15 protein-coding genes and 1 riboswitch are annotated in these 21,532 nt (G+C 61.3%); of the genes, 4 read left to right on the forward strand and 11 right to left on the reverse strand.

Going from position 1 to position 21,532, the window contains the following annotated elements:
• The first annotated feature begins 96 nt into the window (after positions 1-96).
• Complete coding sequence (locus tag ACTHV6_RS03705; protein WP_441385921.1) at positions 97-2,421, forward strand: 6-phosphofructokinase; 2,325 nt, start codon at positions 97-99, stop codon at positions 2,419-2,421.
• Here the strand turns inward: ACTHV6_RS03705 and ACTHV6_RS03710 are convergent.
• The 4 genes from ACTHV6_RS03710 to ACTHV6_RS03725 form a co-directional block, all read right to left on the reverse strand.
• Positions 2,411-3,637, reverse strand: a complete 1,227-nt coding sequence (locus tag ACTHV6_RS03710) for a dicarboxylate/amino acid:cation symporter (protein ID WP_441385922.1) — start codon at positions 3,635-3,637, stop codon at positions 2,411-2,413. The two genes, ACTHV6_RS03705 and ACTHV6_RS03710, sit on opposite strands and share 11 nt — an antisense overlap.
• 93 nt (positions 3,638-3,730) lie before the next feature.
• Positions 3,731-4,948, reverse strand: a complete 1,218-nt coding sequence (locus tag ACTHV6_RS03715) for an NADP-dependent isocitrate dehydrogenase (protein ID WP_441385923.1) — start codon at positions 4,946-4,948, stop codon at positions 3,731-3,733.
• A gap of 139 nt (positions 4,949-5,087) precedes the next feature.
• Entirely contained in the window at positions 5,088-6,398 is a 1,311-nt protein-coding gene (locus tag ACTHV6_RS03720) for a hemolysin family protein (protein ID WP_441385924.1), read from the reverse strand.
• Between the two features lie 35 nt (positions 6,399-6,433).
• Positions 6,434-6,700 (reverse strand): DUF3017 domain-containing protein, encoded by a 267-nt coding sequence (locus ACTHV6_RS03725; protein ID WP_441385925.1) that lies wholly within the window; start codon positions 6,698-6,700, stop codon positions 6,434-6,436.
• A gap of 23 nt (positions 6,701-6,723) precedes the next feature.
• Between ACTHV6_RS03725 and ACTHV6_RS03730 the strand changes: the two genes are divergently transcribed.
• Positions 6,724-7,794, forward strand: coding sequence for an FAD-dependent oxidoreductase (locus ACTHV6_RS03730; protein WP_441385926.1), 1,071 nt, complete (start codon positions 6,724-6,726; stop codon positions 7,792-7,794).
• Positions 7,795-7,797: 3 nt separating this feature from the next.
• On the opposite strand, the gene ACTHV6_RS03735 is transcribed toward ACTHV6_RS03730, so the two are convergent.
• The 4 genes from ACTHV6_RS03735 to ACTHV6_RS03750 all read right to left on the reverse strand — a co-directional run bounded on the left by ACTHV6_RS03735 (position 7,798) and on the right by ACTHV6_RS03750 (position 14,569).
• Entirely contained in the window at positions 7,798-11,208 is a 3,411-nt protein-coding gene (locus ACTHV6_RS03735) for a bifunctional proline dehydrogenase/L-glutamate gamma-semialdehyde dehydrogenase (protein ID WP_441385927.1), read from the reverse strand.
• Between the two features lie 85 nt (positions 11,209-11,293).
• A complete protein-coding gene (purH, locus tag ACTHV6_RS03740) occupies positions 11,294-12,751 on the reverse strand; it encodes a bifunctional phosphoribosylaminoimidazolecarboxamide formyltransferase/IMP cyclohydrolase (RefSeq protein ID WP_441385928.1) in 1,458 nt (485 codons plus the stop codon).
• A 7-nt stretch (positions 12,752-12,758) separates the two neighbouring features.
• Positions 12,759-12,839: riboswitch (ZMP/ZTP riboswitch) on the reverse strand.
• Between the two features lie 3 nt (positions 12,840-12,842).
• Positions 12,843-13,472 carry a phosphoribosylglycinamide formyltransferase gene (gene purN / locus ACTHV6_RS03745; RefSeq protein WP_441385929.1) on the reverse strand — a complete coding sequence of 210 codons (630 nt, stop codon included), beginning with the start codon at positions 13,470-13,472 and terminating at the stop codon, positions 12,843-12,845.
• Positions 13,469-14,569 (reverse strand): cell division protein PerM, encoded by a 1,101-nt coding sequence (locus ACTHV6_RS03750; protein ID WP_441385930.1) that lies wholly within the window; start codon positions 14,567-14,569, stop codon positions 13,469-13,471. The genes purN and ACTHV6_RS03750 overlap by 4 nt, the downstream gene beginning before the upstream one ends.
• Before the next feature lie 209 nt (positions 14,570-14,778).
• Here ACTHV6_RS03750 and ACTHV6_RS03755 point away from each other — a divergent pair, with 209 nt between their 5' ends.
• Together ACTHV6_RS03755 and ACTHV6_RS03760 are read left to right on the forward strand one after the other, a co-directional pair.
• The gene (locus ACTHV6_RS03755) at positions 14,779-15,528 is read left to right on the forward strand and encodes a glucosamine-6-phosphate deaminase (RefSeq protein ID WP_441385931.1); all 750 of its coding nucleotides are present in this window, start codon (positions 14,779-14,781) and stop codon (positions 15,526-15,528) included.
• Positions 15,525-16,721, forward strand: a complete 1,197-nt coding sequence (locus ACTHV6_RS03760) for an N-acetylglucosamine-6-phosphate deacetylase (RefSeq protein ID WP_441385932.1) — start codon at positions 15,525-15,527, stop codon at positions 16,719-16,721. The genes ACTHV6_RS03755 and ACTHV6_RS03760 overlap by 4 nt, the downstream gene beginning before the upstream one ends.
• On the opposite strand, the gene sucD is transcribed toward ACTHV6_RS03760, so the two are convergent.
• The 3 genes from sucD to pcrA all read right to left on the reverse strand — a co-directional run bounded on the left by sucD (position 16,696) and on the right by pcrA (position 21,444).
• Positions 16,696-17,619 (reverse strand): succinate--CoA ligase subunit alpha, encoded by a 924-nt coding sequence (gene sucD / locus ACTHV6_RS03765; protein ID WP_441385933.1) that lies wholly within the window; start codon positions 17,617-17,619, stop codon positions 16,696-16,698. The genes ACTHV6_RS03760 and sucD overlap by 26 nt on opposite strands.
• 2 nt (positions 17,620-17,621) lie before the next feature.
• Complete coding sequence (gene sucC / locus ACTHV6_RS03770; RefSeq protein WP_441385934.1) at positions 17,622-18,788, reverse strand: ADP-forming succinate--CoA ligase subunit beta; 1,167 nt, start codon at positions 18,786-18,788, stop codon at positions 17,622-17,624.
• Between the two features lie 94 nt (positions 18,789-18,882).
• Entirely contained in the window at positions 18,883-21,444 is a 2,562-nt protein-coding gene (gene pcrA, locus ACTHV6_RS03775; protein WP_441385935.1) for a DNA helicase PcrA, read from the reverse strand.
• Positions 21,445-21,532: the final 88 nt, after the last annotated feature.

The raw sequence follows: 21,532 nt of genomic DNA on the forward strand, positions 1-21,532 counted from the left end.
GCTCGGGAAGATTCTGAGTTTTCCGACGACGACGAACGCACCGCGAGCACGCCGAAATGCGTATCTACGCCGTGGGCAGTTCGGTAGTCTTGATCCATGGACGATACGCAGCAGGAATCCCGTGCGGTGGAAGACCAAAACACGGGTAACGGCGCCGAGCGGACCAAGCTCGCCGTTCTCACATCGGGCGGCGATGCCCAAGGAATGAACGCGGTTGTTCGCGCTGTTGTTCGCACGGCCATTCACGAGGGCGCTGTGCCCTACGGGGTCCACGAAGGCTGGAGAGGCGCTGTTGAAGGCGGCAATCTGATCCGCGAGATGGGATGGTCCGATGTATCGGGCATCCTCAATTTGGGTGGCACCACGATCGGCACGGCGCGGTGCAGCGAGTTTCGCGAGCGCGCCGGGCGGCGCCGCGCAGTCAAGAACCTCGTTCGTCTGGGCATCGATCGCATCGTGGCGATCGGCGGGGATGGAACCCTCACGGGTGCGGACGCTCTGCGCTCGGAGTGGCCGAGTCTCGTGGATGAACTGGTACAGGCCGGAGAACTGGAGCCAGATCTTGCAGCACGCCATCACACGGCGCATCTGGCCGGTGTGGTGGGATCAATCGATAACGATCTTGTTGGTTCAGATATGACGGTCGGGGCGGACAGCGCGCTCCATCGCATCCTCGAAGCCATCGATGCTCTGGCTTCCACTGCCGCAGCCCACCAACGCACCTTCATTGTGGAGGTTATGGGGCGGAACTGCGGGTACTTGGCGCTGATGGGCGCCATTTCAGGAGGATGTGATTACACATTTATCCCGGAGATGCCGCCGCCGGTGGGCTGGGAGGACGAACTGTGTGACAAGCTGCGGGCCGGGCGCGCCGCAGGTAGGCGCGATTCAATCATCGTTGTGGCTGAGGGTGCCAAAGATCGCGCCGGCGCACCCATTCACGCGGCAGATGTCCGCGACCTGTTGACCGAACGCCTTGGGGAGGATGTACGTGTCACCTCGCTTGGCCATGTCCAGCGCGGCGGAACGCCATCGGCCTATGACAGATGGATGCCCACTCTGCTCGGATACTCGGCCGCTCTGGACGTGCTGCGCGCAGATGAACACCATCAATCCCATATCATCGCCACACGCCACAATAGGGTGACGGCCATTCCCATGATGGAGGCCGTTGCGAACACCCGCGCGGTCAAGAACCACCTCGAACAGGGCGAATACGATGAGGCAGTGGCTTCACGGGGTGCCAGTTACAAGTCCATGATCTCGACCTTTGAGAAGCTCTCCTCCCCCGTACACCCGGATCACTCGTCCCCGGCAGAGCATTCGCTCCCCTCATCTGCCGGGCGCCGCCCACGGGTTGCCCTCCTGCATGCCGGCGGGCTTGCACCCGGCATGAATACCGCGGCACGGGCCGCTGTGCGTCTTGGCGAGGATCGCGGCTTCACCATGTTGGGGGTTGATGGTGGCTTTCCCGGACTCCTTGACGAACGTATCCACGAGCTCACATGGGCGCAGGTTGATCTGTGGACGGGAACGGGAGGTGCCGAACTTGGGACCAGACGCACCATTCCCACGATCGATCAGTACTACGCGCTGGGACGAGTGCTCGAACAGCACCAGATTGACGCGGTACTCATGATCGGAGGATTCTCCGGGTACCAGGCCGTCTGGGAGATGCTGCACGAACGCAACCGTTACCCTGCCTTCAAGATTCCATTTGTGTGCGTACCAGCATCAATCGATAACAACCTGCCCGGATCCGAGCTGTCCATCGGAGCAGATACTGCACTCAACAACGTCACCGAAACTCTGGATCGGATCAAACAATCCGCTTCAGCGTCACGGCGTTGCTTCGTGGCCGAAACCATGGGCCGGCGGTGCGGATACCTAGCGCTGATGAGCGGAATATCCTCGGGGGCCGAGCAAGTGTATCTGAACGAAACGGGAATCACGCTCGATCAGCTCACCCACGATGCCAAGGCAATGGTGGCCACATTTACGAGGGGGCGCAGGCTCTACCTTGTGGTGCGCAACGAGGCGGCTTCTCCCTACTACACCACGGATCTCATTACTCGGGTTTTCGCCGCGGAAGGCGATGGGATCTTTGACGTCCGCCCAGCCGTCCTTGGCCACATGCAGCAGGGAGGAAACCCCTCTCCCTTTGACCGCACACTCGCTGTCCAGCTCACCTCTGCCGCGATTGATGAATTGTCCGCCCAGATCACCGCGGGCAAGCAAACAAGCTCCTACGTGGGCATGAGAGAAGGCGAGCTCCAAGTCCATCCGGTCAGTCACATGGACGAACAGATAGATATGGAAACTCGCCTCTCGTACGATCCATGGTGGCTGGGCCTGACCGAAGTGCTGTACGCCGTTGGGGATCGTTCATATCAGGAGGAACTGACCGAGTTCACTCTCTAATGCTGGCGATGTATGCGTCCTCATCGAATTCGGATGCATCGTCGGTTTCTTTCAGTTCCTTGCCGGCGAGCTTATCGATCACCATCGCAATAGCGCCGTCGCCCGTCACGTTGGTGGCGGTCCCGAAGGAATCAAGGGCGATGTAGGTGGCAATCATGAGGCCGATATCCGCGTCCCCGAACCCAAGCATCGATTGAAGGATGCCAACGGCGGCCATGATGGCACCACCAGGCACACCGGGGCCTCCCACCATGATGATGCCCAGCATGAAGAGGAAACCGATGAACTGTGCGGTACTCACTGGCAGCCCATTGACAATGATGATCGCCATGGAGAAGGCGGTGATCTTCGAGGCGGAACCGGACAGGTGGATGGTCGCGCACAATGGAACAACGAAGCTTGCCACCGGCTTGGAGACGCCGTTCTTCAGTGTCTGACGGAGCGTCACCGGAATAGTTGCCGCTGAGGAAGAGGTTCCGAGGGCCGTGGCGTAGGCCGGCAGCATGCCAAGGAGTGCCTTGAACGGGTTCTTCTTCGCGATAGCGCCAGCAGTGATGAACTGGATGAGCAGGATCACTACTTCCAGTGCGATCACGAGGACAACAACCTTGAGAAGCACGGAAATGATCGCAGCAACTTCACCGGTCATCGTCAGATTGAGGAAGATACCGAAGATATGCAATGGCAGCAGCGGGATGATGACCTTTTCGATCAGGCCGGTGATAATCAGCCGGAACTCGACAAATCCCTTACGCATGGTGCCCTTGGGCACCAGCGCAATACCGATTCCCACAACAAAGGACACGAGGAGTGCCGTCATCACATCAAACACGGGGAGCATCTCGATAGAGAAATAGGCGGTGAGCCCATCCGTTGTTTCCTCCACCTGATCAAAAGCGCCAGCCTCAAGGATGTGGGGGTAGAGCGCCTTGCAGGTGAAATAGGTCAGGAACGCAACGATGACTGTCGAACCGTAGGCGATCGCCGTGGTGATCCCCAACCACTTGCCAGCGCCCCTGCCCAGATCGGCAATAGCGGGAATAACCAGTCCCACGATGATGAGCGGGATGGAGAAGTTAAGGAATTGTGAGAATAGATCGTTAAATGTAACAAATATCCGCGCCACGGGTGCGTTGAAGAACTGGCCACAAAGGATGCCCAGAACGATGGCGAGGAGAACCCAAGGCAGGATTCCGGCCTTCTTTAGCCAAGACATAGTGTCCTCTCGGTGAGATTCAGACTCGATTTCACCGCCAAGGCTACGTGAGGTACCAGAACCCTGCCACGGGCTTCAATTACTTGAGACGCGCTACTTGAGACGCGCGCGGAGATTCTCATCCAGAGTATTCATGAAATTCTCCGTTGTGAGGAACTCTTGATCGCCGCCAACCAGCAGAGCCAGATCCTTCGTCATCTTGCCCCCCTGAACGGTATCGATGATGGTTTGCTCAAGGGTATCGGCGAAGTTCACCACCTCTGGGGTATTGTCCAGCTCCCCGCGATGGCGCAGGCCGCCGGTCCACGCGAAGATCGAGGCAATCGGGTTCGTGGACGTGGGATTACCCAGCTGGTGCTGACGGTAGTGGCGGGTGACGGTGCCGTGTGCTGCCTCAGCTTCCACGGTCTTGCCATCTGGGGTCATGAGCACGGACTTCATGAGACCGAGTGATCCGTAGCCCTGAGCGACCGTATCGGACTGGACATCACCATCGTAGTTCTTGCAGGCCCACACGTAGCCGCCCTCCCACTTGAGGCTAGCGGCCACCATGTCATCGATGAGGCGGTGCTCGTAGGTGAGGCCAGCGGCCTCAAACTTCTCCTTGTATTCATTATCGAACACCTCTTGGAACAAATCCTTGAAGGCCCCGTCATAGGACTTAAGAATCGTGTTCTTCGTGGAGAGATACACGGGGTAGTTGCGCATTAGGCCGTAGTTGAAGGAGGCGCGTGCGAAATCTCGGATGGACTCGTAGAAGTTGTACATGCCCATGACAACGCCGCCAGATTCGGGCATCTGACATACTTCCATCTCGATCGGCTCAGAACCATCTTTCGGCGTGTAGCTGATGGTGACCGTTCCTGCGCCCGGCACCTTGAAATCCGTGGCCTTGTACTGATCGCCATGGGCATGGCGCCCAATCACGATGGGCTTGGTCCAGCCGGGAACAAGGCGGGGAATGTTGTTCATGATAATGGGCTCGCGGAACACGACGCCGCCCAAGATGTTGCGGATGGTGCCGTTCGGGCTCCGCCACATCTTCTTCAGATCGAATTCCTTGACACGGGCTTCATCGGGAGTGATCGTTGCGCACTTGACCCCCACGTTGTGTTCCTTGATGGCGTTGGCGGCGTCAACAGTCACCTGATCATCAGTCGCATCGCGGTTCTGAATGGACAGATCGTAGTAACGCAGATCCACATCCAAATAGGGCAGGATCAGCCGGTCACGGATGTCCTGCCAGATGATGCGGGTCATCTCGTCTCCGTCGATTTCAACAACGGGACCATTCACCTTGATTTTCGCCATTAGGTTCTCCTCGCTAACTATCACTCACTGAGCTACACAGGACAGATTACTCGACGTGAAGATAATTTGCGCGCAACTCCGCCAAAGCTCACGCTGGAATTGCGAAACGTCACGCCACGGGGCTTCCCGTCCCCACACATTACTGCTGGTTTTCCGCGTTGGTTTCCGCTTCGTCCGTATCAGCCGGCACGAGCTCCTGGACGCGCAGCCATTCGATGCGGCGGCTGTCCATGGACTGCACCGTGAAGCGGAAGCCTCCCCATTCCACGGCATCACCGATCTGCGGCATCCGGCCAAGCTCATCCACAACAAAGCCCGCCAGAGTGTCAAAGGGGCCCTCCGGAAGATCAATCCCGAGGATCTTGACCACTTCGGCGCGCCCGGCCAGCCCGTCAACATCACGGCTGTCTCCACGCTTGATGAACTTGGGAGATTCGCGATCGTATTCATCGCGGATCTCACCCACAAACTCCTCGACGGCATCTTCTAGAGTGATGATGCCATCGGTCCCGCCGTATTCGTCAACAATCACTGCAAGGTGCTCGTGAGCGGCGCGCAACTCCGTCATCGCGGCCAGCACGAGCTTCCCCGTGGGGAAGAACATAATGGGACGAACCAGATCCCCCACGGTTGTCACATCCTGTGAGGGGTTGAGAAGGTCGCGGATATGGATGAAGCCTACGACGTCGTCGTCCGAATTTCCCTCGCGCACCGGATAACGTGAGTGCCCCAACTTCGCAATCTCCTGCTGAGCCGCCTGAATCGGGGTATCCGCGGAAAAGAACTCCACTTCCGTGCGTGGCGTCATGATCTCTTGGACGGAGCGATCCCCCACCGAAAGCATATCCACCACCATGGTGCGTTCCTGAGCCGCGATCGATTCCTGCCCGGCCACGAACGCTCGGAGTTCGGCGGCTCCCATGACCTCACGCTGTTCCTTAGGGTCGCGGCCAACAAGCCGCAGAACGAAGTTCACGGATACGCCCAAGAACCAGATGACGGGGCGCAAAATAAACGTGATACCGGAAAGTGGGTACACCACAAGAAGAGCCAACGATTGCGCGGATTGCATGGCGATGCGCTTGGGAACCAATTCGCCGAAGACAATCGAAATGTAGGCGATGACAATGGTGACCAGAATGAAAGCGGTGGTACTGGCCGCCGATGGCCCCATGCCCGCATCTTGGAGGAGCGGGGCAACCGAAGGCGCAATCTGTGCGGCGCCAAAGGACGCGGAGAAAAACCCGGCGATCGTCACACCGATCTGCACGGCGGAAAGGAAGCGATTCGAATCCTCCGTCAAGCGCTTGACGGCGGCACCAGCCTTGCTGTTTTTGGCCATCTCCTCGATCTGAGATTCGCGAAGCGAGACGAAGGCCATTTCGGATGCGGCGAAAATGCCGCCGATGAGCGTGAAAAGAAGGACAAAAAGGATGTTGATCAGGTCCACGGGCATATTCTACTCAACGCCAGCGCTGGCAACGGTTATGAGCGCAGTGCCACATCAGCCCAACCGGAGAGATAGGCCAGTGCAAGCGCCAGAGCGCAATAGGACGCCACATCGAAAAAACGGGAACGAATCACGGGCACGGCACCCGCCGGCAAGAACGCACGGAGCAGCCCGAAAACCAGCAGGCTGGCCGCGAGCACACGCATAGACACCACCGCAGAGGCGGCGAAGGTGAGTCCGGTAACCAGGATGACCCAGCCCGCCAAGAAGATATAGGTTCCGTCCCGGGGTACTCGTTCCATAGCGTCCAAGCTAGCATGTATAGATGCAAACCATCGGAATCATTGGGATTGGATTGGCTGGATTGCGTGCCGCCGCTGAGCTGAGAGCACGCGGATTCACCGGCACTATCGTCGGCTGGAACGCCGAGGGCGTGCCGCCATACGACCGTCCCCCGCTTTCCAAGGAACTTTTTGGAGACTTCCATCACCTGTTAGCTGACGATGGCTTGGGCGATCTAGACGAGCTGGCCGTGGACGTGTGTGGCGAGGCCCGCACTATCACTCGCGATGGCACATGGTTTGTGGACGGCACACCGGTGGACGTGCTGATCATCGCCTCTGGCGCCCGGCCAGTGCAGTCCATTGCCGGAGCCTCCACGCTGTACACCCTTCAGGATGCCCGGGCACTGCGCGCCTCCATCACGCCCGGCAGCACGGTCCACGTAGTGGGCGCCGGGTGGATCGGCATGGAGGTGGCATCTGTGGCCAGCGCCATCGGCGCCTCAGTGAACGTGTGGGAAGCCAGCCAACACTTCTTGGACCGCACGTTCCACGGCACGGTGGATGACATCTGGGGGACATGGTGCGAAGAAGCTGGCGTGAACGTCCATCTCAACCAGCCCTACCCCGGCGGGAACTGCGACGTTCTGGTTCAGGCAACCGGCGCCCGCCCCACGGTGGATTTCCTGCCCGTGGGCGCACGCACGGCCCGCGGGGCCCTTCAAGCGACATCCGAGGGCTGCGTTCTAGACGAAGAAGGAACCGAGATCCCTAGCCTGTATGCCGCCGGGGATTGCGCCGATCTGGGCGGGCTCCCCGGCGGGCACTGGACACAAGCCCTCAGCGATGCCGGACGACTGGCCGCCTGCATCATGGGAGAGAGCGAACCCCGCCCGGCACCACCCGAAGTGTTCTCCACACAGTTCGGGCACGAGATCACGCTGATCGGCGAGGTTCCGCAGGCTGATACCGGTGTGCGCGAGGGCCTAAGCATCCGATGGGAGAGCGGAGCGTTTCTGGGGATAGACGCCCCGCGTGAGACCTCACGGGCAAGAAAGGCACTACGCAAGCAGATGGCGGCGGCCCAAACGACCGCCGCCATCCACGCGTCCTAGCTACTAGAGCACCCCGTCCAGCAGCCGTGTCGAGTTGCCGAACCGGTGATTGGTGGCGGACACGGCCTGCTCGAACACGAACGGCAGAAGCTCCACGCGGCCCGATGCCGTGATCGGATCGCTGTAGATTGCAACATCGATACTTCCTTCAACAGCTTCGGCCAACCGAGTGGCATCACCCTCCACTAGCCTGATTCGCATACCGTCCGGCGTTGTGCGGTGGGCGGCCATGTACTGTTCGAAGGCAGCATCTGATTCAACCGTCACGGGAACGGCACCCAAATACTCCGCCATCTGCCGCGAGAGCGGTGCGAAGGTGGAGATTTGGAAGCTGCAGCCAACCGAGAGCGCACCGGCGGCCAGCGCCAAAAGATCGCCGAGGTTGCCGCCTTCGCTCAGGCGGATAATGACGCCCTTGGCTGGCCGGTAACGGAAGCAATTCTTCTCCACACCCAGTTGGGAGGGGTCATGGACCTGCGAGAACTCGGATTCGCGCGCGCCGTCCATCCCGCGAATAATCCGAACGAAGCGCTCCTGATCGATGAAGGACATCGTGGAGGCAACATTGCGCGCCTTACGCAAGACATCGCTCGCAATATGGATCTGCTTGGGCAGCTCCGCAGTGAAATCCGGTTCCACATGGCCCAGCCCAATGAGGTAGTTGGGACCGCCGGCCTTCGTGCCGGCACCCACGCTGGAGCGCTTCCACCCGCCGAACGGTTGGCGGCGGACGATCGCGCCGGTGATGGTGCGGTTCACGTACACATTGCCGGCTTCAACGTTATCGAGCCAGTATCCGATCTCATCCGAATCGAGCGAATGGATTCCGGCCGTCAAGCCGAAATCAACGGCGTTCTGCCACTCAACAGCTTCCTCTAACGTATCCGCACGCATGATGCCAAGGATTGGTCCGAAGTATTCGGTCATATGGTATTCGCTGCCGGGCTGAACTCCGGTGCGCACACCGGGGCTCCACAGCTTATCGTCCACGCGCTCCGGCTTGATCACCCATTTCTCTCCCGGTCCAAGCTGTGTCAGGCCGTTGAGCAGTTTACCGTGCGGTTCCTCCACACACGGCCCCATCTGAGTGGACAGGTCCCACGGGTAGCCGAGTTTGAGAGAGCGCACCGAATCTACCAACTGCCGCTGGAAGCGCTTGGAGAATCCGGCCGAACCCACGAGGATCACCAGCGAGGCAGCCGAACACTTCTGCCCGGCGTGCCCGAAGGCACTCGTGACAACATCCTTGACCGCCAGATCCATATCCGCCTGCGCCGTCACAATTACGGCATTCTTCCCGGACGTTTCCGCGAATAGACGCAGATCGGGACGCCACGAACGGAAACGCTCGGCAGTTTCCGTGCTTCCCGTGAGGATCACCTGATCGGCTTGGCGCACCAGCTGCTCTCCCAGCGTTGAGGAGTGCGCGCGGTCCAGATCAATGAGGGCCAGCAGATCCCGAGGAACGCCGGCCTCCCACATGATCTGCGCCAGCAAAGCCCCAGTGCGGCGCGTCAGATAGGCGGGCTTGAACAGCACGCCTGACCCGGCGGCCAGCGCCGCCAGAGCGCCACCGGCAGGAATGGCCATCGGGAAGTTCCACGGCGGCGTCACAAGAGTGGCTTGAACGGGTGAATAGGTTGCACCCTCAAGCGAATCGAGCTGTTCGGCAAGGCTCGCGTAGTACAGGGCGAAATCGGTGGCCTCTGATACTTCCACATCGCCCTGATCGAACAGCTTGCCCGCCTCCGATCCGGCAACCTCGATGAGATCACCGCGATGTTTTTCTAGGCCCTGACCCACCGCGCGCAACACGGCGCCGCGTTCGGCACCGGACTTCTGTGCCCACGTCACTTGGGCGCGGCGCACCTTAGCGATCGCCTGATCGATCTCCTCGGGCGTAGATATGAGATCCACAATGCCGCTACCCAGCGTGCTGGACTTCATGCGTCCGGCAATGTCCTCTGCCCATTCGATGTTGGCCATGAGAGACGGATCGGTATCCGGTGCGTTATCGAAGCCATCGGCGATGGTGGCAGGTATGTGGCGATCCTGCAGGCGGTTGGGCCCGAAGTGTAGGGCATCGGATGCCATAAGATCGGCGGCAGCCCTGAACGTATCGGCCTCATGATCGCGCACCGAATCCTTGTCAAGATCGAACACGTTGGACATGAAGTTGTCCGGGGCGGAGTTTTCCTCCAACCTGCGCACCAGATAGGCAACCGCCACATCGTATTCGGTGGGACGCACAACAGGTACATAGAACAGGAGCGGCCCGATCGCATCGCGCACGGCGCGTGATTGCGGGGTGGCCATGCCTGCCAGCATTTCCACATCAACACGCCCGTCCAACGGAATTCCGCGATCCTCCATGAGGGTCAGGGCGTAGGACAGCGTGTACAGGTTCATGCCCGCCACGCCAATGTTGACCGAATCGAGGCGCTCGGGCACCAAGGCATCGGACAGCACGGCCATGTAGTTGGCATCGGTGGCCACCTTGGAGGGCTCAACCGTGAGCTCCCACCCGTGAATGACGGCATCCACCAATTCCATCGAAAGGTTAGCGCCCTTGACCAGCCGGACCTTAATGGGGGCACCGCCCCGTTCACGGCGCTCGTGCGCCCACTCGGTCAGATCGGCCAGCCGCCCGCGGGCGTCTGGCAGGTAGGCCTGCAGCACGATTCCCGCGCGGTAAGTGAGGAGCTCATCGCGATCCAGAATGTTGGTGAACACATCGATTGTTAGATCGAGATCCTTGTACTCCTCCATGTCCAAGTTGATGAAGGTTCCCGTTGCCGCACCCAGCCGGAACACAGGAAGCAGCTTCTCCACGGCGTTCGCCACCGCCGCACGGTGACCGTAGGGCGCATGCGGCCCAATCACGGAGGACACCTTGAGGGACACGTAATCCACATCGGGGCGTTCGATGAGTTCACGGGTGGCGGCCATGCGCCGTTCGGCCTCCTTATCCCCCATCACCGCCTCACCCAACAGGTTGATGTTGAGACGGGACCCATCATCACGCAGCGCCTCGATCGCACCTCCCAGCTTCTCAGGCGTGGCATCCACAACCAGATCGCCCACAAGCGTGGAGAACACCTTCTGGGCGGCAGCGGCCGCGAGTGCCGGGGCACCTGGGGCGATGGAGCCACCGATCTTCGCGGGAGCGGAGAGCCATGCGGGCAGGAAGGAGACGTTGCGTGAAGCGAGCTTCTTCAGGTTGTGTGAGGCAACCTTCGGATCCTCCGGCCGAATTACACCGTCCACGAATGAAACGGTGTAATCCAGCCCGTCCTCATGGTGAAGTACATCGGCCAGAAGGGCCGCGGCGCGGGAATTCGGGTAAGCCTTCGAAGCTTCGATCCAGGCGTTTGCCTGATCGATCGAACGCTCAATGAGCTGCAACGTCATCATGCTGTCCTTTCTGGTTTGCTACCCCACCAGACTAGCCGACGCACAGGCACAGATTTGACCAGAAGTCCCGCCTACTCGCGCGTAACTAGTGGAAGAAGTGACGCGATCCCGTGAGGTACATTGTCACCCCGGCCTCAGCCGCAGCTGCAATCACTTCGTCATCGCGGATGGAGCCTCCGGGCTGCACAACGGCGCGAATTCCGGCCGCCGCCAGCACCTGGAATCCATCGGCAAACGGGAAGAAGGCATCGGAGGCAGCAACGGAACCATGTGCCCGCTCCCCCGCCCGCTCCACGGCCAGCCGGCACGAATCCACGCGGTTGACCTGCCCCATGCCCACACCAACGGTGGCCCCGCCGGAGGCCAGAAGGATTGCATTGGACTTGACGGCCCGAACGGTGCGCCATGCGAAGGCCAGATCGGCAAGGGTGGCCGCATCGGCGGCCTGCCCGGCCGCGAGCGTCCAGTTCGCCGGATCGTCCCCGGGGGCCTGAAGGCGATCGCGTTCCTGAACCAGCATGCCGCCGCTGATGGGATGGTAATCGAAGGCTGGCTGATCGTTCACTACGTCAAGAATCCGCAGGTTCTTCTTGGTCTGGAGCAGCTCGAGAGCTTCTGGGGCATACGAGGGGGCGGCAATCACCTCGGTAAAAATCGGCTTGACCTGCTGCGCCAGCTCTAAACTGACCTCGCGGTTCGTAGCAATCACCCCGCCGTAGGCGGACACGGGATCGCATGCGTGGGCCAGACGATGCGCCTCGGCCACGTCCGCTCCCACGGCCACCCCGCACGGATTAGCGTGCTTGATGATGGCCACGCAGGGTTCACTGTGGTCCCACGCCGCACGGATCGCCGCATCCGTATCCTGATAGTTGTTGTAGCTCATCTCCTTGCCACCCAACTGCTGCGCGTTCGCCAGCCCGGCGCTACCTGAGGCAAACACACCGGCGCCCTGATGCGGGTTTTCGCCGTACCGGAGCGGCTTGCTCATCCACCCGGCCACCGCCATATCGTAGGCCGCCGTGTGCGCGAACGCCTCGGCCGCGAGTTGGGCCCGGAATTCGTCCGTGAATTGCCCGTCCGATACCGCGTGGAGGACGTTGGGATATTGATGAGGATCGACGACGACGGCAACGCTCGCGTGGTTCTTTGCCGCCGCTCGGACCATGGTTGGTCCGCCAATATCGATCTGCTCAATGCATTCTGCCGAGCTGGCCCCACTCGCAACAGTTTCCTCGAACGGGTACAGATTCACGATCACCAGATCGATCGGCTCAATCCCCAGCTCGGCCATCTGGGCCGCGTGTGTATCCCGCTTGGCCAGAATGCCGCCGTGGATCTTCGGATGCAGCGTCTTGACGCGGCCGTCGAAGCATTCGGGAAAGCCAGTGACGTCCTCAACGGGAGTGACCGGCACGCCGGCTGCGGCGATCGCCTTGGCTGTTGACCCGGTGGAAATGATGTCCCATCCAGCGCCCTGAAGCCCGGCTGCTAGTTCTTCCAAGCCCTGCTTGTCATAAACGGAAATGAGTGCCTTTGGCATGATCTACCTTTCATGCCCAGGCGCGCGGCTTGTTCGTCATGCCGCTCCCCGATGGTAACCATCTTCTACGCCAGTCGCGGCCGGAATCAGTCTAGCAAAGTCCGGCCTTGCGGCCCTCCATCCACCAGCCCTGACGAGACATGGCGCCTACCACACTGACTAGCTGTTCGCGTTCCACGGTTTTGATGCGGTCCAAGAGGGACGCTTCGTCGTCGTCGTCAAAAACCGGGCACGTGACCTGCGCTAGAATCGCGCCGGTATCCATCCCCGGATCCACGATAAACAGGGTGGCGCCGCTGATCTTGACCCCGTGCGCGAGTGCGTCCGCTGGGCCGTGGACACCCGGGAAGGCCGGGAGCAGTGCGTTATGCGTATTGATCACGCGGCCGGGGAAGGCCGTGAGAACCTGAGGCCCTACGAGCTTCAAGAAGCCGGCCAACACCACAAGGTCAGGGGAGAACTCCCCCACCTTCACAGCAAGCGCGCCGTCCCACTCCTCGCGGTTCGGGTAGGCTCCCAGCTTCTCCACGAAGGTGGGAATTCCCGCCGATTCGGCTATCTCGAGGCCGCGGGTGCCCTCACGGTCCGCGCCAACGGCCACGATCTGGGCTCCGAAGGCAGGATCGGCGCTGGCCTCCAGCAGGGCCTGCATGTTCGAACCGGCGCCGGACACCATGACAACAAGGCGGGCTGGACTTGCACACGTATGCAGCTGCTTCACTCGGGCAGGCTATCATCCTTGCTGCGGCTTTCGCGGATCTTCTCAACGGTGGGCCGGAAAAGCAGGCCCAGTAAAAGGCCTCCGCCCGCTTCGGCGGCCAACACAATGCCGAACAACGGCGGCACGATGCCCACGGCTGTCATACGGCCCGGACCGATACCGCCGCTGGCCAACGCCCCCACCAACGCGGTGGAGATCAGGATGATCAGGAAAGCGATCCCGCCATCACGAGCGCTCTCCTTGAGGGACGGCTTGGTGCGCCACAGGCCGATGCCGATGCCGCAGGCAATAGGAAGGGCGATGATCCATGGAAGGGTGAGATCCGGAGTGGGCAGCGCCCCCAGAATAGGGAGGGCGGGCAGCGGGGCGGCGCTCACGCCGAACGGCGAAAACGCGGTACCTTCACCCACCGCGAAGCCCACACCAGACACGTAAGCCAGCGCCCAGATGAGCACGTTGGGCAGGAACAGGAGTTGCGCGATCGCGAACACCACAGTGGATAGGCCGCCCAGAAGGTAATAGTTCTGGATCTCCTGCACGCGATCCCAGCCGGTCACAAGGCTCACCGCAAGCGCTCCGATAGCTAGGCCGCTCAGCGCCAGCATGACTGGCCACGTGATAGCCCACGCGCGCGACAGCCACGGCGGCTTCGGCCGTGCCAAGAGCCCGCATATTACCGTGATCACGGCGGCGCCTAGGCCACCCAACGCGGGGATCGAACCGGGAAGGCCGATCAGCCCGATGAGCGTAGTGACGAGGAATGCGGCGAGGCCGCTGATGCCAATATCGAGCCACCCGGTGATCTCGTAACGGCGCATCCATCGGTAGATGGCGAAGCCGAACACGGCGCTCACCAGAAGGGGCATCATCCCGATCGTGGCCCCGCCGATCTCCAGTGGACCGCCGAATGCCAAGAGCCACAGCGATGTTCCCAAGCGCGCCGAATCCTGCCACGTCACCGCGCTGAGTGCGGGGGACGATGCCGTGACCGTGTAGCAAAGGATGGCCACAAGCGCGGTGGCAATCCAGCTAAACACGATGGGCTGAATGACGGCCGTAACGGCTGCGAAGGTCCTGCGAGGATAGTCGGTACTCATCGGTTCTAATGGTTCCCTTTCAACAGCTGTGCGGACCCCATGTTGCCGCGGCGTGTCGCGAAAGAGCCGCATGCTCGAACTCTCGTGAACTCATCGTATTAACTGACTCGAAACTCTAGAATCGTTTTGTGTGACCTAGGAGGTCATGTGACACAGCACGGTCTATGATCGCCGGACTGACTCAGTGTTCAAAGTACAGAAGGTGGATTATGCACATCGGTATCTTCCCATCGAGCGACGAGGCAGCCAAAGCTGCAGCTCAGATCGTCATCGATCATCCCCACGACACTCTCGGGGTGGCAACAGGTTCCACGCCTCTCGGCCTGTACGCGCAGTTGAGGGAGGCGTGGGCACGGGGCAGCTTTTCTGCGACGTCCGCCTACGCACTTGACGAATACGTGGGGTTGGATGGAGAACACCCGGAGCTCTACCGCAACGTTCTGCGCCGTGAACTCTTGGGACAGACGGGGCTAACCGAGGCCACCCTGCACACTCCCGATGGCTTGGCGGATGATCCCCATGCAGCTGCCCGCGCCTACGATGGCGCAGTACACGCGGCGGGCGTTGACCTGCAGATCTTGGGGCTGGGTTCCGATGGGCACATCGGGTTCAACGAACCGGGCGGATCCCTCGTTTCCCGCACGCGTGTTGAGGTTCTGGCTTCCTCCACGAAGCGCGACAACTCCCGATACTTCGGGGATGATCCCGATGCCGTGCCAAGCACCTGTATCACTCAGGGACTCGGCACCATCATGGAAGCGAAGGTGCTCCTGCTCATGGCCTTCGGCTCTGGGAAGGCCGAGGCAGTTGGCCAGCTCGTCGAAGGGCCGATCAGTGCCTCGTGGCCCTGCACCATCATGCAGATGCATCCCAACGTCTATGTGCTCACGGATGAGGAGGCGGCGCGCCGGCTGCGCTTCGCCGATCTGTACCGCGAGCGCTGGGATGGGCTGTCATGAGTGAGTCCGGAGCCCCTGCCAGCGGACGCAGATTTGACGGACTGGTGCTGGACGGCTACGGAAACGTGGCTGGTCATGGCCTCGTGCTGGACGGCGAGGGGCGGATTCGGGAGATCATTCGAGCCGATGGCCCCGCCCCCGCCGGCTACATCATTCCCGGGCTCGTGGATCTGCACTGCCACGGAGGCGGCGGCACCTCCTTCCCCGATGATCTTGAGCCGGAGGCGATAGCGCGTGGCATCGAGGCCCACCGAAACGCGGGCACCACTGCGCTCGTGGCATCCCTCGTGTCCATGGTTGATCCATTGCCCGCCATCCGTGCACTCGTTCCCTTCTGCCAGAGTGGGGAGCTGGCCGGAATCCACATGGAGGGGCCGTTCGTCTCCCCACACAAGGCAGGCGCACAGAATCCTGAGGCGATCAGGGACGGCAACCTTGCGGAGCTCGAGACCTGGCTACGGGCCGGCGACGGCTGGATCCGGACCATGACGGTAGCCCCGGAAATCCCTCACGCCGCCGAGGTAGCCGCGATGCTTCTAGCTCACGGTGCCAAACCCTCTTGGGGCCACACGAGCGCCACGGCGGATCAGGCAGCTCAGGCGATGGCGGGTGTTGTTCAGGAAGCCTCCCACTCAGCCACAATTCGCCAAACCGCCACGCACCTATTCAACGCCATGCCGCCGCTGTCCCATCGCGCTCCGGGGCCGGTGCGCGAGTTCATTCAGGGTGCCAAACGCGGTGAGATCAGCGTGGAGCTCATTGCCGATGGCGTACATCTGGCGCCCGAGCTCGTGGAGGATCTGGTGGACTATCTGGATCTCGCGGGAACCGCAGTGTTCGTCACGGACGCGATGGCCGCGGCTGGGATGCCAGAGGGGGCCTATCAACTGGGCGGACTGGACGTAGAGGTCAAGGATGGTGCAGCCCGGCTGGCTGGCAGCTCCACGATCGCTGGCGGATGTTCCAAGCTTTCGGATCAGGTGGCTCTCATGGGCCAGCGCGGGGCGCTCAGCCTCCCGCAGATTGTCCGCGCAACCGTATCGGGGCCAGTTCGCGCTGCCTCGCTGCTGCGCGAGGGTCGGGCAGCCAAGGGTGTCACCCTGACATACGAGATCGGCGTCAAGCCCAATGCCGTGGTGCTTGACGCCGATTTTCGGGTGGTTCAGGTTATCCGCGAAGGAGTAGTTCTCTAGCAATCTGAGCACTCTGGCTGGGTGTGCGGCCCACCTTCACGCCCACGGCCTCCAACGCTTCCTGCTTGGCGGCAGCTGTCCCCGCCGAACCCGAAACGATCGCGCCGGCATGGCCCATCGTCTTACCCTCCGGGGCGGTGAATCCCGCAACATAGCCAACAACCGGCTTGGTCACGTGTTCACTGATGTAGGCGGCTGCCCGCTCTTCTGCGTCTCCACCGATTTCCCCGATCATGAGGATCAGCTCGGTGTCAGGATCTGCTTCGAACGCTTCGAGTGCATCGATGTGGGTAGTCCCAATCACCGGGTCTCCCCCGATGCCGATGCAGGTGGTGAAGCCGATATCGGACAGTTCGTGCATCATCTGGTACGTGAGCGTGCCTGATTTGGACACAAGGCCGATCTTGCCGGAACCCGTAATGTCCGCCGGGGTGATGCCCACATTGGACTCCCCCGGCGTGATGATGCCAGGGCAGTTCGGACCAATCAGGCGTACGCCCTTGTGAGCCGCGTACGTGTAGAACTCGGAGGAATCGGCCACCGGTATACCCTCGGTGATGATGACAACCAGCTCCATGGCCGCATCCACGGCCTCGATCACTGCACTCTTGGCGTGAGCGGGCGGAACGAAGATCACCGAAACGCTGGCGCCGGTTTGAGCCTTAGCATCGGCCACCGTGCCAAACACGGGAACCGAAATGGTTCCCGCATCGCGGCTTTCAGCGCCCGGCCCAACAGGAACAACATCGAATTCTACGGACGTTCCCGCTTTGCGTGGGTTTACTCCGCCAACAATCGCGGTGCCAGAACCAAGCATGCGGCGCGTGTGCTTTTGGCCCTCAGAGCCCGTCATCCCTTGGACGATCACTCGGGACTGCGCATTGAGAAAAATGGACATGCTTATTCTCCCTTACCGGCTAGCTTCGCTGCCTCGGCCGCGGCCTCATCCATGGTGGCGATAATTGTGACGAGTGGATGCTCGGCGTCACGGAGGATGCTCAGGCCCTCCTCAACCGAATTGCCATCAAGGCGCACCACAATGGGCTTGCTGGCCTGATCTCCAAGGAGTTCGAGCGCACCGACAATTCCGCGCGCCACTTCATCGCACGCTGTGATACCTCCAAATACGTTAACCAAAACGGAACGCACTTCGGGGTCCGAGAGGATAACGCTCAGGCCGTTGGACATGACCTCAGCTGAGGCACCGCCACCAATATCAAGGAAGTTGGCCGGGCCTACCCCGTAGGCTTCGCCTGCGTAGGCCACCACATCCAGAGTGGACATGACCAATCCCGCGCCGTTTCCGATCACTCCTACTTCGCCGGAGAGCTTGACGTAGTTGAGGCCGAGTTCGCTCGCGCGGGCCTCAAGGGGATCTTCTTCGGCTTTGTCCACCAGATCGGCGTGCTCCGGGTGGCGGAAGGACGCATTGGAATCCAAGCTCACCTTGCCGTCCAGTGCGATGATCTCCCCATCTGCTGTCTGGACCAGCGGGTTCACTTCCACCAGCGTGGCATCCTCGCCCTTGTAGGTGTCCCACAGCTTCTGGATCACGGGGATCACGCGATCGGCCACATCAGCCTCAAAGCCTGCCTCGGTCACGATCTTTCGCGCCGTGGCGTCATCAATTCCAGTGAGGGGATCTACGGCCACACGGGCTAGAGCTTCGGGCCGTTCGGCCGCCAGCTGCTCGATCTCCACCCCGCCTTCTACCGAACACATCGCCAAGTAGCGCCGCTGCGAGCGATCCAGCAGAACTGAGAAATAGTATTCGTTGGCAATATCGGCCCCGGCGGCAACCAGCACGCGATGAACCGTGTGCCCTTTGATGTCCATGCCCAAGATCGCTTCAGCGGCCTGCCGAGCTTCATCTGGGTTGCGGGCAAGCTTGACGCCGCCCGCCTTTCCGCGTCCACCTGTCTTGACCTGCGCTTTGACAACCACTAGGCCGCCTAGCTGCTGTGCCGCCTGTGCTGCTTGATCGGGGGTGCTCGCTACCACTCCGTCAAGCACGGGAACGCCGTGCTTTTCAAAGAGGTCACGCGCTTGGTACTCGTAGAGATCCACTCGCAGTATCCTTTCCTCGGTCGGATTTCCCCTGCCGAAATCTCGACGTCAAGATACTTTGAGTGTACCCAACATTTCGCGCAGTTACTAAACTCTAAGCCTTTTCGAGCGGAGCAAAGCGCAGCATGAGGCGTTTGGTCACGCCGCCGCGGAAATTGACCTTGGCAACCGTGGACTTTCCCGAGCCTTCAAACGCCACGATCTTTCCTGTACCGAAGCTCTTATGGCGCACCGCATCGCCTACCGAAAGCCCGCCGGTTTCTGCGTCCGCCTTCCCGCCGCTTGGTTCCTGGCCGGAGCTTCCGGCCTCCGGTTCTCCGCCCTGAGCCATTTCGCTATCTGCTCCCAGCTTGCCCGGAACAAACGGTTTGCCGGAGCCGAATACTGGCCCGCCGTCGTCGTCAAAAGAACCCCGCCCACGCTGGCCGAAACGTCCCTGACCAAAACCGTTGCCCTGATAACTCGCGCGCACCACATCCTGGCTGGATTGCTCGCGGCGCCACTCCATCACGTCATCCGGGATCTCCTCCAAGAAGCGTGAGGCCGGGAATTCTTGGGGAGCGCCCCATGCTGACCGGGTAGCCGCGCGCGTGAGATACAAGCGTTGGCGTGCGCGGGTGAGCGCAACGTAGGCGATGCGGCGCTCCTCCGCCAGTTCTTTCGGATCGGCCAGCGATCGCATGTGCGGGAACGTGCCGTCCTCCATCCCGGTCACGAACACGACGGGAAACTCCAAGCCCTTGGCTGTGTGGATGGTCATGAGCGTGACCTCGCCTTCACCGCCATCTGCTTCGGGCAGCTGGTCAGAATCGGCGACCAGCGAGACCTGATCCAGCCACTCCTCCAGCGTGCCCTCCGGGTTGATGGTTCGGAACTCGGAGGCAACCGAATGTAATTCTGCGAGGTTTTCGAGGCGAGATTCATCCTGAGGATCGGTGGATTCGCGCAGCATGGCCAAGTAGCCGGCTTCGTCCAGCACCTCGTCCAGCACCTCGGCTGGCCCCGCCCCACTTTCTGCAACTTCGCGCCCCTTCTCCAGAACGCGCACGAAGGCCTCCAGAGATTTACGGGCGCGGGCAGTCAAGCCCGCCACTTCGGCGCGGTCAGAGTTCTCCGGATGTGCAACATCCGCGAGCGCCGCCCCGAACGAAATCCCGTAACGCGAGGCCTGAAGCGCCACATGCTCCTCCGCCTTTTGACCCAGCCCGCGCTTGGGCATATTAAGCACACGCCTGAGCGAAACCGTATCGTCCGGGTTAACCACCGCGTGGAGGTAGGCCATGGCATCCTTAATTTCACGCCGCTCGTAGAAGCGGGTGCCACCAATCACCTTGTAGGGGATGCCGGAGCGAACAAACATGTCCTCCACGGCGCGGGACTGCGCGTTCGTTCGGTAAAACACCGCGATATCGCCGTAGCGATACCCTGCAGTGTCGCGCAGCCGATCAATTTCCTCAACAACGAAGCTCGATTCGTCCGCTTCCGAATCCGCAACGTAGCCCACCAGCTTTTCGCCGCCACCCTGATCCGTCCACAGCTTCTTGGGGCGCCGCCCCTGATTGTTGGCAATCACGGCGTTGGCGGCAGAGAGGATGGACTGCGTGGAGCGATAGTTCTGCTCCAACAAGATGGAGGTGGCGTTCGGGAAATCGTGCTCGAAATCCTCGATGTTGCGGATCGTTGCCCCGCGGAACGCGTAGATCGATTGGTCCGCATCCCCCACCACCATGAGGTCCGCCTGAGGGACGGCGCCGCCTTCCCCGGGTTCGCCGCCTTCCTCCGCCTCGGGCACCCCGCCCGCGAGCACCTTGACCAACTGATACTGCGCGGTATTCGTATCCTGATACTCGTCAACGAGGATGTGGCGGAAGCGCCGCCGGTAATGTTCGGCAAGATCCGGGTGGTTCTCCAGCAACAGCACGGCCTGCATGATGAGATCGTCGAAGTCCATCGCGTTGGCCGCATGGAGGCGCTGTTGGTAGGCGGCATACGCCTCCGCAAGCACGGTTGTTGCGCGGTCCTCAGCGCGCCGCGCGGCCTCTTGCGGCGTTACCATCTCATTCTTCAGATCGGAAACTTGCCGCGAAAGAGTCTTGGGCGGGAAGGCCCGGTAATCGAAATTTCCCTCCCGGCACACCATGTTCATCAGCCGCTGGGCATCGGTCTGATCGTAGATCGTGAACGTGGAGCGCATCCCGAGGGTGGCGTGCTCCTTGCGGAGTATGCGCACGCAGGCCGAATGGAACGTGGAGATCCACATGTGCCGCGCCAAGCCGCCCAGATTCTGTTCCAGCCGCTCCCGCATTTCCTTCGCGGCCTTGTTGGTGAAGGTGATTGCGAGGACTTCATTGGGACGCGCCTGGCCCGATGCGATGAGGTAGGCGATCCGCGCCGTCAGCACGCGAGTCTTGCCCGAGCCAGCACCGGCCACAACCAGCAGCGGCCCGCCCGTATGCGTCACGGCCTTGCGCTGCTGGGGGTTCAGCCCCTCGAGGATCTTCTCGGCTTGGGCGTTGCGCGCGCCAACACCGCGCATCCCACCGGCGCCCGCGCGGCCTGAACTGACGTCCGCCCCCGCCAAATCCGGGGACGGTGCTGCCGCAGAATCGGCCTGCTGCGCCGACGCCTCGTTAATACGCGCGCGCAGCCGCGCCATCGATGAAAGGTACGCTTCACGGGATGCTGAATTCGAACTGACCATAGCGCACCTAGCCTACTATGCCGCTCCACCACCTTCTGCGCCC

This window comes from Ancrocorticia sp. (genome assembly GCF_052089425.1).
Taxonomy (GTDB): Bacteria; Actinomycetota; Actinomycetes; order Actinomycetales; family Actinomycetaceae; genus Ancrocorticia.

Bases quoted from the DNA above. Each gene is read 5' to 3' on its own strand.
- pcrA (WP_441385935.1), bottom strand. From the start codon at position 21,444: ATGGCGCGGCTGCGCGCGCGTATTAACGAGGCGTCGGCGCAGCAGGCC.
- purH (WP_441385928.1), bottom strand. From the start codon at position 12,751: ATGCCAAAGGCACTCATTTCCGTTTATGACAAGCAGGGCTTGGAAGAA.
- ACTHV6_RS03730 (WP_441385926.1), top strand. From the start codon at position 6,724: ATGCAAACCATCGGAATCATTGGGATTGGATTGGCTGGATTGCGTGCC.
- ACTHV6_RS03760 (WP_441385932.1), top strand. From the start codon at position 15,525: ATGAGTGAGTCCGGAGCCCCTGCCAGCGGACGCAGATTTGACGGACTG.
- sucD (WP_441385933.1), bottom strand. From the start codon at position 17,619: ATGTCCATTTTTCTCAATGCGCAGTCCCGAGTGATCGTCCAAGGGATG.
- ACTHV6_RS03715 (WP_441385923.1), bottom strand. From the start codon at position 4,948: ATGGCGAAAATCAAGGTGAATGGTCCCGTTGTTGAAATCGACGGAGAC.
- ACTHV6_RS03705 (WP_441385921.1), top strand. From the start codon at position 97: ATGGACGATACGCAGCAGGAATCCCGTGCGGTGGAAGACCAAAACACG.
- ACTHV6_RS03750 (WP_441385930.1), bottom strand. From the start codon at position 14,569: ATGAGTACCGACTATCCTCGCAGGACCTTCGCAGCCGTTACGGCCGTC.
- ACTHV6_RS03755 (WP_441385931.1), top strand. From the start codon at position 14,779: ATGCACATCGGTATCTTCCCATCGAGCGACGAGGCAGCCAAAGCTGCA.
- ACTHV6_RS03735 (WP_441385927.1), bottom strand. From the start codon at position 11,208: ATGATGACGTTGCAGCTCATTGAGCGTTCGATCGATCAGGCAAACGCC.
- ACTHV6_RS03725 (WP_441385925.1), bottom strand. From the start codon at position 6,700: ATGGAACGAGTACCCCGGGACGGAACCTATATCTTCTTGGCGGGCTGG.
- ACTHV6_RS03710 (WP_441385922.1), bottom strand. From the start codon at position 3,637: ATGTCTTGGCTAAAGAAGGCCGGAATCCTGCCTTGGGTTCTCCTCGCC.